Annotated in this window: 14 protein-coding genes; 8 read left to right on the plus strand and 6 right to left on the minus strand. The window is 62.4% G+C overall.

Annotated elements, in window-relative coordinates:
• Nucleotide 1: 1 nt before the first annotated feature.
• From J8I87_RS00095 to J8I87_RS00120, 6 genes are all read left to right on the plus strand, one after another.
• Nucleotides 2-1,225: an FAD binding domain-containing protein gene (locus J8I87_RS00095; RefSeq protein ID WP_209929423.1), complete on the plus strand. Its 1,224-nt coding sequence runs from the start codon at nucleotides 2-4 to the stop codon at nucleotides 1,223-1,225.
• A 121-nt stretch (nucleotides 1,226-1,346) separates the two neighbouring features.
• Nucleotides 1,347-1,664, plus strand: a complete 318-nt coding sequence (locus tag J8I87_RS00100) for a DUF485 domain-containing protein (protein ID WP_245253606.1) — start codon at nucleotides 1,347-1,349, stop codon at nucleotides 1,662-1,664.
• On the plus strand, nucleotides 1,661-3,295 hold the full coding sequence (locus tag J8I87_RS00105) for a cation acetate symporter (RefSeq protein WP_209929424.1): 1,635 nt from the start codon (nucleotides 1,661-1,663) through the stop codon (nucleotides 3,293-3,295). The genes J8I87_RS00100 and J8I87_RS00105 overlap by 4 nt, the downstream gene beginning before the upstream one ends.
• A 49-nt stretch (nucleotides 3,296-3,344) precedes the next feature.
• Nucleotides 3,345-4,466: an amidohydrolase family protein gene (locus J8I87_RS00110; protein WP_209929425.1), complete on the plus strand. Its 1,122-nt coding sequence runs from the start codon at nucleotides 3,345-3,347 to the stop codon at nucleotides 4,464-4,466.
• A gap of 441 nt (nucleotides 4,467-4,907) precedes the next feature.
• Nucleotides 4,908-6,032: an alkene reductase gene (locus J8I87_RS00115; RefSeq protein WP_209929426.1), complete on the plus strand. Its 1,125-nt coding sequence runs from the start codon at nucleotides 4,908-4,910 to the stop codon at nucleotides 6,030-6,032.
• Nucleotides 6,033-6,403: 371 nt separating this feature from the next.
• Nucleotides 6,404-7,306, plus strand: a complete 903-nt coding sequence (locus tag J8I87_RS00120; RefSeq protein WP_209929427.1) for a LysR family transcriptional regulator — start codon at nucleotides 6,404-6,406, stop codon at nucleotides 7,304-7,306.
• A gap of 585 nt (nucleotides 7,307-7,891) precedes the next feature.
• Here J8I87_RS00120 and J8I87_RS00125 read toward each other — a convergent pair.
• From J8I87_RS00125 to J8I87_RS00145, 5 genes are all read right to left on the minus strand, one after another.
• Nucleotides 7,892-9,205, minus strand: a complete 1,314-nt coding sequence (locus tag J8I87_RS00125) for an MFS transporter (RefSeq protein ID WP_209929428.1) — start codon at nucleotides 9,203-9,205, stop codon at nucleotides 7,892-7,894.
• A 66-nt stretch (nucleotides 9,206-9,271) separates the two neighbouring features.
• A complete protein-coding gene (locus tag J8I87_RS00130) occupies nucleotides 9,272-10,090 on the minus strand; it encodes an enoyl-CoA hydratase (protein ID WP_209929429.1) in 819 nt (272 codons plus the stop codon).
• 22 nt (nucleotides 10,091-10,112) lie between these two features.
• On the minus strand, nucleotides 10,113-11,531 hold the full coding sequence (locus tag J8I87_RS00135) for an aldehyde dehydrogenase family protein (protein ID WP_209929430.1): 1,419 nt from the start codon (nucleotides 11,529-11,531) through the stop codon (nucleotides 10,113-10,115).
• Nucleotides 11,528-12,301: an enoyl-CoA hydratase/isomerase family protein gene (locus J8I87_RS00140; protein ID WP_209929431.1), complete on the minus strand. Its 774-nt coding sequence runs from the start codon at nucleotides 12,299-12,301 to the stop codon at nucleotides 11,528-11,530. The genes J8I87_RS00135 and J8I87_RS00140 overlap by 4 nt, the downstream gene beginning before the upstream one ends.
• On the minus strand, nucleotides 12,298-14,391 hold the full coding sequence (locus J8I87_RS00145) for an acetate--CoA ligase family protein (RefSeq protein WP_209929432.1): 2,094 nt from the start codon (nucleotides 14,389-14,391) through the stop codon (nucleotides 12,298-12,300). Before J8I87_RS00145 ends, J8I87_RS00140 begins: the two co-directional genes overlap by 4 nt.
• 102 nt (nucleotides 14,392-14,493) lie before the next feature.
• On the opposite strand from J8I87_RS00145, the gene J8I87_RS00150 reads away from it, so the two are divergent.
• On the plus strand, nucleotides 14,494-15,405 hold the full coding sequence (locus J8I87_RS00150) for a LysR family transcriptional regulator (protein ID WP_209929433.1): 912 nt from the start codon (nucleotides 14,494-14,496) through the stop codon (nucleotides 15,403-15,405).
• A 72-nt stretch (nucleotides 15,406-15,477) separates the two neighbouring features.
• Nucleotides 15,478-15,741 (plus strand): SOS response-associated peptidase family protein, encoded by a 264-nt coding sequence (locus J8I87_RS00155; protein WP_313063646.1) that lies wholly within the window; start codon nucleotides 15,478-15,480, stop codon nucleotides 15,739-15,741.
• Nucleotides 15,742-16,076: 335 nt separating this feature from the next.
• On the opposite strand, the gene catA is transcribed toward J8I87_RS00155, so the two are convergent.
• Nucleotides 16,077-17,012, minus strand: coding sequence for a catechol 1,2-dioxygenase (catA, locus tag J8I87_RS00160; RefSeq protein ID WP_209929434.1), 936 nt, complete (start codon nucleotides 17,010-17,012; stop codon nucleotides 16,077-16,079).
• Nucleotides 17,013-17,854 lie beyond the last annotated feature (842 nt).

The raw sequence follows: 17,854 nt of genomic DNA on the forward strand, positions 1-17,854 counted from the left end.
TATGCAAAGCACTTCCATGAACCGTAAAGCAGCCATCATCGGCGGCTCCCTTGGCGGATTGTTCGCCGCCAATCTCCTGCTACGCAACGGCTGGGACGTGGACGTCTTCGAGCGGGTGCCCGAGGAGCTGTCGGGTCGCGGCGCGGGCATCGTGACCCACCCGGAGTTGTTCGACGTGATGCTGGCCGCCGGTGTTCGTATCGACGCATCGATTGGCGTGAAGGTGCGATCTCGTGTCACGTTCGCACAGGATGGCTCAGTCGATTCCGAGCGCGAACTCCCGCAAACGCTGACCGCATGGAGCAAGATGTACCACGTGCTGCGATCCGCTTTGCCCGACCAGCACTACCACTGCGGCGCCGTTGTGACCGACATCGCAGACGGACGGGACCGCGCAGCCATCACGCTCTCCGACGGCTCGGTCGTGCAAGCCGACCTCGTGGTCGCGGCAGACGGCTTCCGCTCTGCGGTGCGTGAAAAATTCCTGCCCGACGCCCAGCTCAAATACGCCGGATACGTGGCGTGGCGAGGTCTTGTCGACGAGAATGCGCTGTCCAGCGAAACGCACGCTGCGCTCTTCGAAAAGTTCGCTTTCTGTCTGCCTCCTCGCGAGCAGATGATTGGCTATCCGGTTGCGGGCAACGCCAATAGCACCAAGCCTGGCGAGCGGCGCTATAACTTCGTCTGGTATCGCGCCACCAGCGAAGACAAGGATTTGCCGAACCTGCTGACTGACGGCACCGGCAAAGTGTGGGCCAGCGGCATTCCACCCACGCACATCCGGCGTGAGGTGCTTGCCGAGATGGAGGACGCGGCGTTCGCGCTGCTCGCGCCACAGTTCGCCGAAGTCGTCACCCGGGCAACGCAGCCTCTGTTCCAGCCGATTTTCGATCTTGAAGTGCCAAAAATGGCATTTGGCCGGATCGCCCTATTGGGCGACGCCGCATTCGTGGCACGACCGCATTGCGGCATGGGTGTGACCAAAGCTGCCGGCGACGCAATGGCGCTGGTCACCGCCCTCGCGCACAACACCGACACGCTCGATGCATTGTCGGAGTACAGCGACCTGCGCACGCAATTCGGCACTGCCATCGTTCAGCATGCCCGCCATCTCGGCGCCTATATGCAAGCACAACTCAAGGACGCAACCGAACGCGAAATGGCCGAACGTTATCGGACGCCAGAAGCCGTGATGCGGGAAACCGCGGTCCCGGCCCACTTCTGATCATGGGCGGAAGCAGGCGTAACCGGCCGGCCCCGCCGCTCACCAGCCATACCATACTCGATATAAAGGAGACATCGTGGAACACACCCTCCCTGCAAGCGCGGGCGCAGACATGGAGAGCATGAGCGCATCCGTCACCGCGGGTCACCAGGTGCTCAGTGACTTGCGCTTCCTTGATCTGGTCAGACGGCGCAGAACATTCGCATGGTCGCTGACGGTTCTGATGCTCGCGATCTACTTTGCCTTCATCTTGACGCTCGCGTTCTATCCAAAACTGCTCGGGCAACCTGTCATATCGGGAGAGCCAACCACATGGGGCATACCGGTCGGCTTCGGCATGTTTGCCGTGACGTTCGCGCTGGTGGCCGTGTACGTGTACCAGACAAATTCGGTTCATGATGGCATCGCCGCAGCGATCCGCGAAGGGGTCGCCCAATGAAACGCCTTCTGCTGTCGCTCTCACTCGTCTTCTGCGCGTTGCCCGCACTTGCTGCCGGGCCCTCCTCGCTTGCGCGCGGGCACAATCCGATCGCGATCGGCATGTTCCTGCTGTTCGTGGCCTCGACGCTCGTCATCACCCGCTGGGCTGCCAGCAAAAACAACAGCGTAGCCGACCACTACGCCGCCGGCGGCAAGATCACCGCGTTCCAGAACGGCTGGGCGATCGCTGGCGACTACATGTCGGCGGCGTCCTTGCTCGGCATTTCGGCGCTCGTATTTACGAGCGGTTACGACGGACTGATTTATTCGATCGGCTTCCTCGCGAGCTGGCCGGTCATCCTGTTCCTGATCGCTGAACCGCTGCGCAACCTCGGCAAGTTCACACTGGCGGACGTGGTCTCCTACCGGTTGCAACAGCGGCCGATTCGGGCATTCGCGGCGTCCAGTTCGGTCGTCATCGTCCTGCTGTACCTCGTGTCCCAGATGGTCGGCGCGGGCAAGCTCGTCGAACTGCTGTTCGGATTGAACTACACGCTCGCGGTCGTTAGCGTAGGATTGCTCATGGTCGTCTATGTATTTTTTGGCGGCATGCTGGCTACGACGTGGATCCAGATCATCAAGGCCGTACTGCTGCTCGCGGGGGCCGCCTTCATGGCGCTGATGGTCCTTGCTCATTTTGGTTTCAGCCTGAATGCGCTTTTCGCGCAGGCAATCCACGCGCATCCCAAGCATGCCGACATCATGAGTCCCGGCGGACTCGTTTCGGATCCGGTTTCGGCCGTCTCGTTGGGTCTCGCGCTGATCTTCGGCACGGCCGGCCTGCCTCACATCCTGATGCGCTTTTTCACGGTCGGCGATGTAAAAGCGGCGCGCAAGAGCATCCTCTATGCAACGGGAATCGTGGGTGCGGGTTACGCGCTCATCATCGTCATCGGCTTCGGAACCATTGCGCTCGTCGCCACCGACCCGCAGTACCACACCGCATCAGGCGCTGTAATCGGGGGCGCAAACATGGTGGCTATCCATCTGGCGCACGCCGTTGGCGGAAACGTGTTCCTCGGATTCATCTGCGCCGTGGCGTTCTCGACCATTCTCGCCGTCGTTGCCGGTCTTACGCTGGCAGGCTCGTCCGCGATCTCCCACGATCTCTATGCGAACGTGCTGCGCCGCTGCAAGGTGACGGATCGCGAGGAAATGCGTGTGGCGCGTGTCACCACGCTCGTTTTGGGTGTGCTCGCAGTCATGCTTGGCATCGCATTCGAAAAGCAGAACATCGCCTTTATCGTGAGCCTGACATTTTCGATCGCGGCCAGCTCGAATTTCCCGGTGCTGCTGCTTTCCATCTACTGGCGCGGCCTCACCACACGAGGCGCCGTCATGGGCGGCATGCTCGGCCTCATGACGGCCGTTACGCTCACCCTATTGAGCCCGACCGTCTGGGTACAGGTACTCGGCCACGCCCACGCACTTTACCCGTATGAATATCCCGCGCTGTTTTCAATGGTTGCCGCGTTCGTTGGAATCGTCGTGTTCTCGATTACCGACAATTCGGCTCGCGCAGCACGCGAGCGTGCACTTTTTGACACCCAGCTTGTGGACTGCGAACTGGGCATCGCACGGCGTGGCTAAAAACGCGCCAGATTAAAACAATGACCTGAACGAAACCGGAGACATCACCATGAATTGTCTTTGCTGCATCTCGCCCGGGCGGCGGCGCGTGCTTGGCGCGCTCACCGCACTAGCCGGCACCTTCGCCGCGGGGCGCGCCGCCTCGGCCATCGAACCGAAGAACGCGACGACAGGCGCAACGACGAGCAACGTCAGATCGATCGATATTCACGCGCACTACTACCCCGAAAGCTATTGCGACCTGGTCGGCGGCGAAGGGAAGCAGTTCGGCGGATCGTTCGCCTGCGACGACAGATCGTTCACGTTCAAGACGCCCGCGGGCGGTCTCGGTCCCCTGCCGATGAAGTTCATTAACGTCGACGAACGTCTCAGGGATATGGATGCGTCGGGGGTCGACGTGCAGGCACTTTCATTGAGTGTGCCGATGGCATATTGGGGCGACAGGAAATTCAATGCAAAGCTCGCGCGGGAATGGAATACGGCGGCATCGCGCGCCTGCCAGCAGCATCCGACACGATTCGTCGTGCTCGCTACCTTGCCGATGCTCAATGCCACCGACGCCATCGACGAACTCGACCGCGCATCACAATTGCCGGGTGTACGCGGCGTGTATATGGGCACGAACATCAACAACCTCGATCTCGATGATCCGCGTTTTTCACCGATTTTCGCCCGCGTCGAGCAATTGAATCTTCCGGTTTTTCTTCATCCGCAGCAGACAGTGGGCGGTTCGAGGCTCGGCGATTTTTACTTGAGCAACCTGCTTGGCAATCCTTTCGACACAGCCATCGCTGGTTCGCATCTGATCCTCGGTGGCGTGCTCGACCGGCACCCGAATCTGCACGTGACGCTGCCACACGCGGGAGGCGCACTGCCGATACTCATTGGACGCATGGACGCCGGGTGGACAGTGCGGCCCGAAACGCGTCGGCTCGCGCAAAAACCCAGCAGCTATCTGCGCCGATTCAGCTACGACACGGTCTCGCATTCCATTCCGGTGCTCGACTACTTGATCCAGAACGTGGGCGTGGACCGTTTGGTGCTCGGCAGCGACTATTGCTTCGACATGGGCTATGAACAGCCAGTCCGCTTTCTCAACGGTCTCGACCTGAGCGCGAATCAGCGCTCGATGATTGCGGGCGGCAACGCAAGCAAGCTCCTGCGAATCTAGTTTGGGACTTTGCATCGAGTACCTGAATTGTCCTGAAGCCGCGGTTTCGCGTCGGCCAGAAACGATATGATGGACTGGCGCGAGCCGCTTGCGCGCGCTGAGCCCGGGAGTAAGCGACGATGAAAGTCATCATCGGCGGTCCGCTCGATCACCGGTCTGAGCCGCCGGTTCGCCCGTGCGCGCGTGGCCTGATCGGCGATGCGGCGGGCACGATGCGCCCGCACGCGGCTTGCGGCGCATCGAAGGCGGCGCACGACGCCGTGTCGCTCGCGCACGTGCGTTCGCCGGACGCCACCGATGTCGAGCCGCTCGTTTCGGGCTCGGCAAGCCACTTTGATGCGCCCAACGCAAAACTGCATAGCGTATGGGATAGATTCTCTCCGGCACCGAACATCGATAACGTTGCAGACATTCCGCTCCCCTTCATGCACGGAGATTTCAATGTCCGACGTTCTCTTTCAACCGATCCGCCTCGGCCGCCATTCACTCGCCCATCGCGTAGCGATGGCGCCGCTCACCCGCTCCCGCGCCGGCCAACCCGGCAACGTGCCGAGCCCGATGAACGTCGAGTACTACCGGCAACGTGCAGGCGCGGCGCTCATCGTCAGCGAAGCGACGCAAATATCGCAACAGGGACAAGGCTATGCGTGGACGCCCGGCATTCACACGCCCGAACAGATCGAAGGTTGGCGCGCGGTGAGCGAGGCCGTCCATGCAGAAGGCGGAACGATCTTCCTGCAGCTCTGGCACGTGGGCCGCGTCTCTCATCCAGTCTTCCAGCCAGGCGGCGGATTGCCTGTTGCGCCGACGGCGATGGCTGTACCGGGCAAGACCTTCATCGTCGACGACAACGGCGATGGCGTTTGGGCTGACGTGCCCGTGCCCCAGGAGTTGACGCGCGAGGGGATTGCGCAGATCGTGCAGGATTATCGCGTCGCCGCACGCAACTCAATGGCGGCCGGGATGGACGGTGTCGAGATTCACGCGGGCAACGGCTATCTGCTCGACCAGTTCATCAACAGCAACAGCAATCGCCGCACCGATGCCTATGGCGGCAGTATCGAAAATCGCACGCGGCTGCTTTTCGAAGTGGTGGAGGCGGTCAGCGAGGAGGTCGGCGCCAACAACGTCGGCGTCCGGCTGACACCCATGGGCCGCTTCATGGGCATGGGTGACGAGACACCCGAAGCGACCTTCGGCCATATTGCGCAACGTCTGAACGACGGGAGGATCGCCTATCTGCATCTCGTCGAGCCTGCAATCGTGGGCACGGTGAAGGACGAGCAGCATGACCCGCGGTGGGACGCCATCATCGAGCTGATGCGGCGACAATTCAACGGCGTGCTGATACTTGCGGGAGGCTACACGCTGGAATCCGCCAGGTACGCCATCGAAAGCGGCCGTGCAGATGTCATCGCATTCGGCCGGCCATTTATCGCGAACCCGGACCTGCCCGCGCGGTTTCGGGACGCGCTGCCTCTGAACGAGGCCGACCCGAGCACATTCTTCGGTGGCAGCGCCAAAGGCTATATCGACTATCCGGCCTTCGCAGCCGCTTTGGGCTGACACCCCGCCAGCAAGCGGTGGGCGACAGACGCCGCCCATCGTCGCTTCCAACGTTTCAGGAGTTTTTATCGTTTAGCCAAGGACCTTTTAGCGGTCGCTATCCACAATGAAAGTGTCCGTCCGATAGGGAGCTACGCAATGGATTCCAACGCAAACGACGCACAGTGGAAGCAAACCATCCTCTCACTTGCACGCGCCTCGCGCTCTCGGGCGGATGCAGATGCCTCCGGCCAGGCGAGCATGGAACGGCGCAGAAAGCGGACGTGCAACTCCGAGGCGCGTGCAAAAACGTCTCCGTAGAAAATGGTTCCACCTGGCGACAGCTAGAATAGGGACGACATGCAACGCTACGTTGCAGCGGAGACAACGCGATGGACAAACTTCAGGCGCTACGCGCATTTGTGGAGGTGGCGGAGAGCGGCGGATTTTCGAGTGCGGCGAGGAAGCTTGAACTAGCCACGTCGTCGGTGACGCGTGCCATCGACGCACTCGAAGAAGGGCTTGGAACCGCATTGCTCAACAGAACGACGCGCCAGGTCACACTCTCCGACGCGGGAAAAACCTATTACTCTCGAGCGAAGCGCATTCTCGAAGACGTTGCCGAAGCCGACGCCGCCGTCTCCGACCGCGGCGACGAGCCGTCCGGGCCGCTCAGGGTCTCCGTCCCCGTGGAATTTGCCCGCCAGTGCATCAGCCCTCATCTCAGCACATTTCTTTCGCGTCACCCCAAGCTCGATCTGGATATCACTCTGACCGACACTGTTTCGGATCTGGTTTCCGATCGGATCGACCTCGCCATCCGTTTAGGCACGCCGCCGCCCGATGCCAGCGTGATCAGCCGGCATATCGGAAACTTCAGCCGATATGTCGTCGCCAGTCAGACCTATTTGCGCGTGTCCGGAACACCTGTCGAGCCTGAAGAGCTGACCGCTCATCAGAGCCTGCGCTTTTCATACGGGGCTGATCGCCAGGTATGGACGTTCTGCAAGAATGGCGTGCAGTCGGAAGTTGTCGTGACCGGACGACTGAAGACGAACAATTCCGAGCTTCTCCGCGAAGCGGCGCTGAACGGCAGCGGTATCGCACTGCTTCCGAGCTGGCTCGTGGCTTCCGACGTTCAGAGTGGTCGCTTGACCAGGCTGTTCGAAAGTTACGAGGTCAACCCGAATAACGCGCGATCTGCGGTCACCGCGCTTTACTTGCCCAACCAGCGCGGATCGAGACGTATAAGTGCATTTATCGACCTTGTTACCAGCGCGGCGGATCTGCGGTGAGAACGACACGCGCCGAGTCTTTCTGCTGCGAATACCCGCGTGAGTCCCGCTTACGCGATTCACAATGAAACGGGAATCGCACGGATCGATTTGCACCCTGTTCACGTAAAAGCATGAGAATTTACGCCCAATAGTCCCCGCGTCCTTGCTGTACCCATCACGCCGCAACCGGCCCGCGCGCGTAATAAAACTGATCGAACATATCCTTGCCGTATTCCCCGGTACTGGCGAGCGCGTCCTGTGCGCCCGTGCTGCAGCGCCGGCGCCAATCGGAGCGGACGCCCCCATGGCGAATGCGGCGGGATCAGATACGCCCGGCTCCTTCGCGAGGGCGAAGCAGCGCGCAGCCACGCCAGTTACGCGCGCCGCCGCGCTCGTACTGTGGAGGATCGTAAGGTTAGGAAACGCGACGAGCGATAAAGTCGCGTTTCGCTCACTGCGACATTACGGGCTCGTACCCATGACGTGAATACTCACGAAACGGAATACCAGATTGCGTCGCACGCAACGCGACAGACACGTGCTGCATCGTCAATGCCACATTATCGGCACTCGCAAGTGGCTGCAGGAGCTCGCGTCCCGGGACTAGCGATTCACGATCTTCGCCGGCACCCAGACCAGAATCATCAACGCCGCGATCAACAGGCATGCCGAAACCAGCACGAGTCCCGCCGTCAGCGAATGCGTCGTCGTTTGCAACCAGCCCAGCAAGGCTGGCCCGACGAAACTCGCGAGATTACCCGTCGAGTTGATCAGCGCAATGCCCGCCGCCGCGCCCGCCCCGCCGAGAAACGACGACGGCAGCGCCCAGAACATCGGCAGCGACGTGATGATGCTCGCAGTCGCGATGGTCAGCCCGATGATTGCGACTAAAGGCTCCTGGCCGCCCAGCGCACACAACAGGAAGCCGGGAATCGACAACAGCACCGGTACGATCGCGTGCCAGCGCCGCTCGCGCATGCGGTCCGAACTGCGTCCCGCGTAGAGCATGCCGATCAGCGCGGCGAGATAAGGAATCATCGCCAGCAGGCCGATCATCAGCGGATCTTTCACCCCGGAACTGCGAATGATCGTCGGTTGCCAGAAGCCGATCGTGCTCGTGCCCATCACGATGAAAAACAGGATCGCGCACAGCAGCCACACGCGCCCGCCCGTCAGGCCGTATCGCACCGACGTATGCGTGCGGGCCGCCGTGTCCGCGGCCATTTCCGCAGTCGCGACGGCACGCTCGGTGTCGTCGAGCCAGCGTGCGTCGGCGACCTTGTCGGTGAGGAAGAAATACACCACGACACCGAGCAGCGCGGCCGGCACGGCTTCGAGAATGAAGAGCCATTGCCACGCTGCCATGCCGTGCCAGCCATTCATCGCGTGCAGGATGTAGCCCGACACCGCGCCGCCCACGATGCCCGAAACAGGATTGCCCGCCATCAGGATCGCGACCATCCTGCCGCGCCGGTGCGCCGGAAACCACTGGCTCAGATAAAGCAGAATGCCGGGAAGAAAGCCCGCTTCCGCGACGCCCAGCAGGAAACGCAGCACGTAGAACTGTGTGGTGGAATGCGTCCATGCCATCGCCGCCGACACGATCGCCCACGTCACCATGATCCGTCCGATCCAGCGCCGCGCGCCCACACGATGCAGGATCAGATTGCTCGGCACCTCCGCCATGAAATAGCCGATGAAGAAGATGCCCGCGCCGATGCCATACGCGGCGTCACTGAACCCGAGATCGTTCAGCATGGTCAGCTTCGCGAAGCCGACGTTCACGCGATCGAGATACGCCACCACGTAGCAGATGAACAGCAGCGGCATGAAGCGCCACGCGATCTTGCGGTAGACGGCATCTCCCGATTGCGTGTGTTCCGCGGGCAAGACGCCGGCGTTCAGGTTCAGGTCCATCTTTGTGTCTCCTTGTTCGGCTCTTTTGGCCATGTTCGTTTCCGCGTGATGCTCGCGATGTCCTTGTTACGCGCCGGTGAAGTTCGCGTGCCTGCGCTCGATGAAATGCGCGACGCCTTCTGTGAAGTCTTCGCTCTGGATGCTATGGAACATCTCGCGATTCGCAAGCGTGATCGCTTCACTTAGCGTCTGGAACGGTGCGTCGCCCAGTTGCTGTTTCATCACGCGGATCGAGCGCGGCGAGACGTTGGTGGCGAGATCGTCGGCATAGGCGATCGTCTCGGCTAGCAGTGTTTCGTGCGGCACGATACGTTCGACGAGCCGCATCGCCAGCGCTTCCTCGGCGCTCACCTTGCGCGCGGAGAAGAGCATGTCGGCGGCATGCCCCGGACCGACGACGCGCGGCAGCATCCACGCAATGCCGTGCTCGGCGATCAGGCCGCGCTTCGCAAACGCGGTCGAGAAGATCGCCTTGTCGCTAGCAAAACGGATGTCGCTATACAGCGCGAACACCAGTCCCAGGCCCGCAGCCGCGCCATTGATCGCGCTGATGACCGGCTTGCGCAAGCCCATGAAGTAAGAATAGCGGCTTTGGTAATCGGCGCGGCGGTTCATGTCGTACGGTCGCATCCATTCGGCTGCGCGTATGTCTTCGGGCGGCAGCACTTCGAGTTCGGCGATATCCATGCCTGCGCAGAAAGCGCGCCCGTTGCCCGTCAGCACGATCGCCCGCACGGCGTCGTTCTGGTCGAGCGCGCTGAACGCGTCGCGCAACTGCACTTCCATGACCTTGGTCAGCGCGTTCATCTTGTCGGGACGATTGAACGAGACGACGGCGACCTGTTCGCGCGCGCCCGCGCGGGTGATTTCGATTTGCTGGCTCATCTTCGTGTTCTCTCTCAAGGTGTCATTGCGGAAGCTGGATCGCGCGAAGCTCGACGAACTCGTCGATGCCGAACGTTCCGCCCTCGCGGCCCATGCCCGACGCGCCGAACCCCCCGAACGGCGCACTCGCGTTGAACGGCGCGCCGTTCACATCGAGCTGTCCCGCACGCAAGCGCCGCGCGACGCGCAACGCGTGCTCCGCCGACGCGCTCCACACCGCGCCCGCAAGTCCGTAGGGCGTGCCGTTGGCGAGCGACACCGCTTCCTCTTCGGTCGAGTACGTTTGCACGGCCAGCACGGGACCGAACACTTCTTCCTGCGCGAGTTCTGCATCGGCGGGCACGCGGCCGAAGATGGCCGGCGCGACGAAATAGCCTCGCGTGGGCAGCACGGGTTTCGCGCCATCGGCGATATCGTCGTAGCCCGCCTGTTGCGCGCGTTCGATGTATGCGTTGACGCGGCGCCGATGCTCCGCCGAAACCAGCGGACCGACGCGCGAATCGGCATCGCGCGGATCGCCGATGCGCAGGTTCGCAACGCCCGCGCGAAGCTGCTCGCGATAGGCCGCGTACTGCGCCTCGGGCACGATGAGCCGGGTGATCGCGCTGCATGTCTGTCCCGAGTTCAGCATGCACGACGACAGCGCATGCTTCACGACAGCGGCCTGATCCGCATCCGGCAATGCGATGCTCGCCGACTTGCCGCCCAGTTCGAGCGCCACGCGTTTGAGACGGGCGCCCGCCGTCGCCGCGATGTGCCTGCCTGCCGCCGTCGATCCCGTGAACGACACCATATCGATGCCCGGATGCGTAACGAGCGCTTCTCCCGTCGAACGATCGCCGACGACAATGTTCAGTACGCCGCGCGGCAGCCGGGCTTCGAGCGTGGCTTCGCATAGTGCGGCGACGACGCCCGGCGCGAGTTCGGACGGCTTGAGCACGACGCAGCAGCCCGCGACGAGCGCTGCCGCCAGCTTCGCCGTAATCTGATGCAGCGGATAGTTCCACGGCGTGATCGCGGCAACTACACCCACGGGCTCCTTCGTCACGAGCGAGTGTGCGACGCGCGTGTCCGCCAGCGCTTTCGCCGCGAGTACCGCCGTTGCGCGCCAAGCCGCGATGGGCGCCTGAATCTGGATGCGCCGTGTGAGCTTGAGCGGCATGCCGACTTCTGCGACAACACTCTCGACCATGCGATCGGAACGCGCTTCGAGTGCATCGGCGATAGCGAGCAGATAGGCCGCGCGTTCGTCGACGGGTGCGCTGGACCAACGCGCAAACGCTGCGCGCGCTCCTTTCACGGCGGCATCCACTTCAGCGGCGCTGCCGTGCGCGATCGTCGCAATGGGCGCTTCCGTCGTGGAATCGTAGATGGTAGTCGTGGCCGCGCCGGTCGCTGCACGCATGTCGCCGTCGATCAGATGCTGGTGGTAATGAATCATGCTCTCGAATCCGTGGAAGCCTTGCCGTTGAGAAAAGCGCGCATGGCGGCTTGCGGCTCGCCGTGCGCATAGCATTGGGTTTGCGCTTCGATGCCAGCCGCGCAGGCGGCATCGAAGCCGGCTTGCGTCAGTGCGCGCAAGCGTTGTTTGGAAAGCTTGATCGCGTGCGCGGGAAGCTTTGCGAGTTGCCGCGCGCGTTCGAGCGCGGCATCGAGTACGCTGGTCGGTTCCGCCAGCTCCGTCACCAGCCCGATCTCGTAAGCGCGCCGCGCATCGATCAGATCGCCCGATAGCGACAGCTGCACGTTATGTGTCATGCCGACATGCAAGGTCATCAGATACGACCCGACGATGCTCGCGAGACCGGCTTTCACTTCCGGCTGCCCGATGCGTGTACCAATGCCCGCGATGCGCCAATCCGCGCACAGCGCGATCTGAAAACCCGCGCCGGCCGCGACGCCGTTGAGCGCGGCGATGCATGGCTTGTCGAGATCGCGCACGGCCTGGTACATCGCGCGCTGCGCGTCGAGCCATGCGGGAATGCGCGCGATATCGACCCGGGCCGCTTCTTCCAGATCCTGTCCCGCGCAAAATGCGCGCGAACCTGCACCCGTCAGCACGATCGCTCGCACCATCGGATCATGATTCAGCCGCGCGAGCGTTTCGATCAACGCGGCGCGCAGCGTCTGACTCACTGCGTTGAGTTTGTCAGGACGGTTCAGCGTAACGAGCGCGATATCGCCCCGCATCTCACAGAGAACGTCGCTCATGCCTGCTCCTTGAACTCGACCACCGCATCCACAACGACCACGCCCTTGCCGCGCTCCATCACCATCACCGGATTCATGTCGACGGATACGAGCGACGTGCGGTGCGCGACGGCGAAATTCCCGAGCGCGACGGCGGCTTGCGCGAGCGCCTCGGCGTCGAGCGCGGGCTGGCCGCGATAGCCGTCAATCAGCGGCGCGATACGCAGGCGGCGCACCGCCGCGAGCGCGTCACCGACGCTGAACGGCGCGAGCAGCGACACGACATCGCCGCGTAGTTCGACCAGCGTGCCGCCCTCGCCGATCATGACAATCGGGCCCAGCACGGCATCGACGGTCGCGCCGAGCATGAACTCATGCAGGCCGCCTTCCATGCGTGCGACGACCACACGCGGCTCCTTCACGCCGAGCGACGCCAGGCACGCGAGACAGTTTTCGGCTGCACGCCGCGCATCGCTCACGCCGATATGCACGAGACCGTGTTCGCTCTTGTGCGGAATCTCGGCAGCGCAGCCTTTGACGACGACTTTTTCGCCGAATGTCTGCGCGATCGACGCCGCCTCTTTCGCGTTCGTACACACGGCATGCGCGACGACCGGCACACCGTAGCGTCGAAGCAGATTCAGGCTCGCGGCTTCGTCGAGCAGCCCGTGAGGGACAGACGTTTGCTCGGGCGGCAGCGAAACTTCTTCGGCGCAATGCATCGCGTCGCTATGCGCGTAGTGCCAGAGCGCGTGGATCGCATCGGTCTCGCTGACATAGGTTGGCACACCGCACGCTTCGAACGCCGCGCGCACGGAACGTTGCGGCGCGGTGACGACCAGCGGCTTGCGATGCGACGTCATGAAACGCGCAGCCGTGCGCGCGAGATCGGGCACGTCGTAACCAGGACCGGCGACGGGCACGCCGATGACGAACATATCGGCCTGCGGATCGTCGCCGAGCACGTCAAGCACTTGCGAGAACATCGCGCCGTTGCCGAGCAGCGATGCCGTCAGGTCGAGCGGATTGCCTGCAGTCGCGAAACCGGGAAGAATGCGCGCGAGCGCTTCGATGGTCGAGCCGGACAGGCCCGCGAGCGGCAAGCCCACACGTTCTGCCGCATCCGCACAGAGCACGCCCACGGCGCCGCTATGGCTCATCACGACGGCGCGGCCTTCGCGCACCGGCAAGCCTTGCACGAATAGTGCAGCGGCATTGACGAGTTCGTGGACATCGCGGGCGCGCAGGATGCCGTGACGCTCGAGGAACGCGTCGAGCGCCGCATCCTGCCCGGCCAGCGCGCCCGTATGAGACGCCGCGGCCGCCGCCCCGAGGTCGCTGCTGCCGCCCTTGAGCAGCACGACACGGGCGCCGCGCGCTCGCGCGATGCGTGCGGCCTGCGCGAGCATCGCAGGCTGCGACAGCGACTCGACGTACACAAGGATCAGACGGATCGATTCGTCCGTGGCGACACTCAACGCCAGCTCCGCTACGCCAAGATCAGCGTCGTTGCCTGTGGCCGCGAGATAGCGCACGCCCAGACCTCGCTCGCGCAACAGCACATAAGGCATCACGCTGGCCGCGCCGCTCTGGCTTACGATGGCGATCGGCCCGTCCATCGGTTCGACTTCCATGAACATCGTGCTGAAGTTCAGCACGGCTCCGCTCGCAAAACTGGCGATCCCCTGCGCATTCGGCCCGACGATGCGCATGCCTGCTGCACGCGCGTGGCGCACGACTTCGTCCTGCAACGCACGGCCTTGCGCGCCAGTTTCCGCGAACCCCGACGCCATCACGATGGCGGTGGCAACGCCCATGTCAGCGCATGCACGGATCGCGTCACTCGCCGCGTCGCCCGCTACGGCGATGATCGCCGCTTCGGGCACCTCGGGCAGGTCCGCGAGGCTCGCGTAGCAACGCAAGCCCTGCACCTCGGCGCGTTGCGGATTGACGGGCAGGATGCGCCCCTGGTAGCCGTAACGCTGCATATAGTGGATTGCGCGCCCGCCCACCTTGTTCGGGTTGTCCGACGCGCCGATCACGGCCACCGCTTCCGGATTCCATAGCGCCGACACGGGCGCGTAGAAGATGTCGTTTCGTCTCTTGAGCATGATGTCTTTGTCGATCAGGAATGCATGATCGAAGGCTACGTCCACCGGAAGCCATCAGGAAGTGTTAGATTGGCTATATCAGATATCGATTTTTGTGAAACCATGAATCTGAAGCAACTGGAGACATTTGCCGTCGTCGCCGAGTTCGGCTCGATCTCCCGGGCAGCGCAGGCGCTGGGCGTCGCGCAGTCGCTGGTCAGCCGCAATCTCACGCAGCTGGAAGAGGAATGGCGCGACCGGCTGTTCGACCGCACGGGCCGCGGCGTGGTGCTGACCGAATTTGGACGGCGCGTGCAGCCGGAAGTGACACTGCTACTGAATCAGGCCGAGCGTCTGCAGCTTGCGATCAGGGAATCGGCGGGCGCGCTGACGGGCACGGTGCATATCGGGATGCTGCCGTCGCTCGCGCCGCAATTGCTGCCCAGGCTGTTCGCGGACATCAGCGAAAAAGCGCCGGGTGTAAAGCTGCATGTCGCGGAAGGATTCAGCGGATCGCTCGACGAGCAGCTCGGCAGCGGGCGCCTCGACATGATCGTCGTGAACCGCTACGGCGCCGCGCAAGGACGGCACGAGGATGTGCTCGGGGTGGTCGATACGTTTCTCGTGGGCGACCCGCAGCACGACGTGTTCGGCCGCAGCACGATCGCGTTCAAACGGCTCGCCGGCTTGCGGCTCGTGCTACCCGCTGCGCCCAACGGGCTGCGCGCGGTGCTCGATCACGTCGCGCGCGAGCAGGGCGTCGCGCTGAACATCGTGATGGAAGTGGATACGCTAACCGCGATGAAGGACGTCGCGACGCGCGGCGGCGCGTTCACGATCCTGCCGGAACTCGCGGTGCGTGAAGAACAGAGGGTTGGCCGCCTCGCCGCGACGCGCATCGAGCGCCCTGCTATCAGGCGCACGATCGCGCTCGGCTTCACGCGGCAACGCCCGCTTCTGAAGGCAGCGCGATTTGTCGGCTCCCGCTTGCGAGAACTAACGAGCGATTTGCTCGATCAGGGAAGCACAATTTGAATCTATGTTGAGAACCGATTGACGATGGCCTGCGGCTCCTGGTTTTCGACCTGCTCTACCAGTAGAGTTCAAATGCTCGAAACAATATCGTCGCTGCGTGCCGATTCCGCAATTGCCGGACTATGGCGCAACTGGAGGGAGGTTGACGGGGCCGAGATGCTTTCGTTCACGATGCTGACCGTCAACTCAGACGAGCACCCGCTGATGAAACGATTCCACAAGCCTGGCGACGAGAAGCGCTCGGTCGTGATTGTGCCGCCGACCGAATACGCGGACTGGCTGTCATGCAGGTCGGTGGACGAAGCCCGATTCCTTCTTGCGGCCATATCCGGTTGAAGCCATGCACGTCGAGCCGTATCCGCTGCCACCCCACAAACCGAAGGCTTTGCCCGAGGACGGCGGTGGGCAGTCATCGTTGATCGAGTAGGCACGAGGCTCGAGATGCGCAGGGACAGTTTCTAGCTATTGCAAGGTTGCGACCGCGTTCGAGACGGCGGGCAGAAAGCGACCCACAGGGGACGGTGGGGCCAGCTAAAAGCGGACGTTCAGCAAGCCTTGAAGCGGCGAAGTATCGTTGGAATCTCAACCAGTACCAACGATGTTCGTCTAAAAGAAGCCCCGGGCCAAACGGCATGCTGGCTGCGGCTTTGCTTGAAATGCTGGGCCGTCTCTTATGCCGTGGCCGAAGCGCGTAGGCGATGGACTATCTGGTTGTCCTTGCCATCGACCAGGGGAGTCAGGGTGAAGTTGAACTCAATCTCCTTGTAGGCGTCAGCCTTCAGGCCCAGCGCCGTGCCGCCGGTCTTTTCGACAACGCGAGGAATCAGTTCCTCTCGCGTCGCGAAGGCGACGTCGTTCCAGATCAGCGGATCGCCTTCGATGTTGAACTGGGTAGTGAGCTTGCGGTACTGGTCGGTGGTGACGAAAAAGTGCACATGCGCCGGACGCTTGCCCTGACGGCCGAGCACGCTCATCATCTGCTGGGTTGCGCCTTGCGGCGGAAGGCAATAGCCCACCGGCATCAGCGTGCGGAATTCGTATTTACCGTCGGCACCGGTCTTGACTGCGCCGCGCAGGTTGAACTCGCTCTGCGCACCAGTCGGATCGAAGTGCGAGTAAAACCCCTTCGAGTTAGCGTGCCAGCATTCGACCACGGCGCCGGCGACTGGCTTGCCGTCCGGACCGGCAACCGTACCGTGGATGACCAGCGGACCCGCATCCGGATCGGGATCGATGTCGATCTTCGACACACCGTCGCGCACCGGCGTGCCGGCGACATACAGCGGACCTTCAACGGCTCGTGGCGTGCCACCACTGATACCGGCCGCCTTGTCCGCCGCGTCCATTCGGATGTCGAGAAACTTCTCCAGGCCAACGCAGGGCGCAAGCAACGCCGCTTCCCCGTCCTGACCGAGTTTGTTGAAATAGTTGACGCCAGCCCAGACCTCATCGGGGGTCATGTCGAGATCATCGATGGCTGTGAACAGGTCGTCCAGCAACCGGTGGATAATCTGCTTGAAACGGGCATTGCCACTCCTGTCATCGAGGTTGGCAGCGGCCTTCAGCAGATCCTGCACTTCCTTCGTATCGGATACCTTAACGTTCATAACGACTGTCTCCTTTTCTGGAAAATCTCAGGATGCGCTCGCCCTCGAACCACCTCGTCTTTCGCAGGCTCAAGCATTGTTGCGACGAATTAACGAGGGCCAACGGCACCGCGACGTCACCGATAAACGCTCGTCCGCCGACCGTGTATATAATCCGGCTCTTTTCTGGACTAAAGACCATCTCCATACGAAGTGTAGTCTCTCCGTGCGTTTAAATTGCGGTTTGATTGTTTGATTCGCATCGGCAGCGCAGCCCCAGCTTCTCAGTTTTTTAGCCTACTAATTCAATGAATGATGCGCGGCCGCCACGATTGACGCGATCGAGGATTGTTACCCGGCGCTGGGTCGTTGAGCGCAGCTTCGTCTGCTCAACCGGTTCCGCCGCCTCGCATGGGACTATGAACGGCAACCCGAAACGCTTGGCGGGGCGTCGCAGACGCCGATGCGATCGGCGGTCAACGCTTTCTGTCGAACCTGGCTTTAGTTGCTAATGCACAGGGCCCCGGCCAACCGTCCAGATGAAGGATTGGGCATCGCGCTCCTTCGAAAAATCAAGCGAACGGCCGGTTTCGTGGTGCCACTGGTATTTCTGTTTGCCGAGAGATATTGGTTTCACCGCGAGTACCCTCGCTACGTGGCCTCGATTGTCAACATTCCTGGAACCGATCTCGAAGGTCCGGTGTTGGCCGGTACTCGGACGGATGTTGCGGGGTGTCGTGTGCTCACGCCGCCCGATGCTTCATAACATAGGTCAACTCGCCAACCCCGTCCGCCTCAGTCGCAATACTATGGCGCCAGCCACTCACTCTGGCGTCTACGAACCCGTAACCATCTGGTCTCGC

This window comes from Paraburkholderia sp. LEh10, from assembly GCF_017814945.1.
In the GTDB taxonomy this organism is placed as follows: domain Bacteria; phylum Pseudomonadota; class Gammaproteobacteria; order Burkholderiales; family Burkholderiaceae; genus Paraburkholderia.